General features: G+C 52.5%; 1 rRNA gene. It reads right to left on the reverse strand.

What is annotated here, in order from left to right:
- Nucleotides 1-174 precede the first annotated feature (174 nt).
- A 23S ribosomal RNA gene (locus ACKPVM_RS20360) occupies nt 175-3,081 on the reverse strand.
- Between the last annotated feature and the right edge of the window lie 64 nt (nt 3,082-3,145).

A 3,145-nucleotide genomic window follows, 5' to 3' on the forward strand; every position in this document is an offset into this window, starting at 1 on the left:
GGCATGGGGTCAGGTGGGACCACCGCGCTATCGCCGCCAGGCAAATTCTGTTTTATTCTAATCGTTATGCTTTGCTTTCCCTCTCGCACAACCATCAGAACCAATCTTCGAACAAGCTGAGTATCAATACATGTTTCTACGAGTCATCATCTCTCAAAACACCTTCGGTGTTGTAAGGTTAAGCCTCTCGGGTCATTAGTACTGGTTAGCTCAATGCATCACTGCACTTACACACCCAGCCTATCTACGTCGTCGTCTTCAACGGCCCTTCAGGGGCATCAAGTACCCAGGGAAGACTCATCTCGAGGCAAGTTTCCCGCTTAGATGCTTTCAGCGGTTATCTCTTCCGCACTTAGCTACCGGGCAATGCAATTGGCATCACAACCCGTACACCAGTGGTGCGTTCACTCCGGTCCTCTCGTACTAGGAGCAACCCCTCTCAATCTTCCAACGCCCACGGCAGATAGGGACCGAACTGTCTCACGACGTTCTAAACCCAGCTCGCGTACCACTTTAAATGGCGAACAGCCATACCCTTGGGACCTACTTCAGCCCCAGGATGTGATGAGCCGACATCGAGGTGCCAAACACCGCCGTCGATATGAACTCTTGGGCGGTATCAGCCTGTTATCCCCGGAGTACCTTTTATCCGTTGAGCGATGGCCCTTCCATTCAGAACCACCGGATCACTAAGACCTGCTTTCGCACCTGCTCGAGCCGTCACTCTCGCAGTCAAGCTAGCTTATGCCTTTGCACTAACCTCCTGATGTCCGACCAGGATTAGCTAACCTTCGTGCTCCTCCGTTACGCTTTGGGAGGAGACCGCCCCAGTCAAACTACCCACCAGACACTGTCCGCAACCCCGATTAGGGGCCCACGTTAGAACATCAAACATTAAAGGGTGGTATTTCAAGGTTGGCTCCATGCAGACTGGCGTCCACACTTCAAAGCCTCCCACCTATCCTACACATCAAGGCTCAAGGTTCAGTGTCAAGCTATAGTAAAGGTTCACGGGGTCTTTCCGTCTTGCCGCGGGTACACTGCATCTTCACAGCGAGTTCAATTTCACTGAGTCTCGGGTGGAGACAGCCTGGCCATCATTACGCCATTCGTGCAGGTCGGAACTTACCCGACAAGGAATTTCGCTACCTTAGGACCGTTATAGTTACGGCCGCCGTTTACCGGGGCTTCGATCAAGAGCTTCGCCTTGCGGCTGACCCCATCAATTAACCTTCCGGCACCGGGCAGGCGTCACACCGTATACGTCCACTTTCGTGTTTGCACAGTGCTGTGTTTTTATTAAACAGTTGCAGCCAGCTGGTATCTGCGACTGGTCTCAGCTCCATCCGCGAGGGACTTCACCAAATCCAGCGTGCCTTCTCCCGAAGTTACGGCACCATTTTGCCTAGTTCCTTCACCCGAGTTCTCTCAAGCGCCTGAGTATTCTCTACCTGACCACCTGTGTCGGTTTGGGGTACGATTCGATGTGACCTGGAGCTTAGAGGCTTTTCCTGGAAGCGTAGCATTGGTTACTTCATCACCGTAGTGACTCGTCATCACGCCTCAGTGTTAACAGCATTACGGATTTACCTGCAATGCCCACCTTCACGCTTAAACCGGGACAACCGTCGCCCGGATAACCTAGCTTTCTCCGTCCCCCCTTCGCAGTCACACCCAGTACAGGAATATTAACCTGTTTCCCATCGACTACGCCTTTCGGCCTCGCCTTAGGGGTCGACTCACCCTGCCCCGATTAACGTTGGACAGGAACCCTTGGTCTTCCGGCGTGCGGGTTTTTCACCCGCATTATCGTTACTTATGTCAGCATTCGCACTTCTGATACCTCCAGCAGCCCTCACAGGCCACCTTCGCAGGCTTACAGAACGCTCCCCTACCCAACAACGCCTAAGCGTCGCTGCCGCAGCTTCGGTGCATGGTTTAGCCCCGTTACATCTTCCGCGCAGGCCGACTCGACCAGTGAGCTATTACGCTTTCTTTAAATGATGGCTGCTTCTAAGCCAACATCCTGGCTGTCTAGGCCTTCCCACATCGTTTCCCACTTAACCATGACTTTGGGACCTTAGCTGGCGGTCTGGGTTGTTTCCCTCTTCACGACGGACGTTAGCACCCGCCGTGTGTCTCCCGTGATAACATTCTTCGGTATTCGCAGTTTGCATCGGGTTGGTAAGTCGGGATGACCCCCTAGCCGAAACAGTGCTCTACCCCCGAAGATGAGTTCACGAGGCGCTACCTAAATAGCTTTCGGGGAGAACCAGCTATCTCCCGGTTTGATTGGCCTTTCACCCCCAGCCACAAGTCATCCGCTAATTTTTCAACATTAGTCGGTTCGGTCCTCCAGTTAGTGTTACCCAACCTTCAACCTGCCCATGGCTAGATCACCGGGTTTCGGGTCTATACCCTGCAACTTAACGCCCAGTTAAGACTCGGTTTCCCTGCGGCTCCCCTATTCGGTTAACCTTGCTACAGAATATAAGTCGCTGACCCATTATACAAAAGGTACGCAGTCACACCCTAAAGGATGCTCCCACTGCTTGTACGTACACGGTTTCAGGTTCTATTTCACTCCCCTCGCCGGGGTTCTTTTCGCCTTTCCCTCACGGTACTGGTTCACTATCGGTCAGTCAGGAGTATTTAGCCTTGGAGGATGGTCCCCCCATATTCAGACAGGATAACACGTGTCCCGCCCTACTCATCGAACTCACAGCCTGTGCATTTTTGTGTACGGGACTATCACCCTTTACTGTGCGACTTTCCAGACGCTTCCACTAACACACAAACTGATTCTGGTTCTGGGCTCTTCCCCGTTCGCTCGCCGCTACTGGGGGAATCTCGGTTGATTTCTTTTCCTCGAGGTACTGAGATGTTTCAGTTCCCCCGGTTCGCCTCATTACGCTATGTATTCACATAATGATAGTGTGTCGAAACACACTGGGTTTCCCCATTCGGGTATCGTCGGGTATAACGGTTCATATCACCTTGCCGACGCTTATCGCAGATTAGCACGCCCTTCATCGCCTCTGACTGCCTAGGCATCCACCGTGTACGCTTAGTCGCTTAACCTCACAACCCGAAGATGTCTTGAATAAATCAACATCATCGCGCTGCGATTATTTGAGAGACTCAT

The sequence above is a fragment of the Pectobacterium hainanensis genome (assembly GCF_046237015.1).
Taxonomy (GTDB): Bacteria; Pseudomonadota; Gammaproteobacteria; order Enterobacterales; family Enterobacteriaceae; genus JBJYIN01.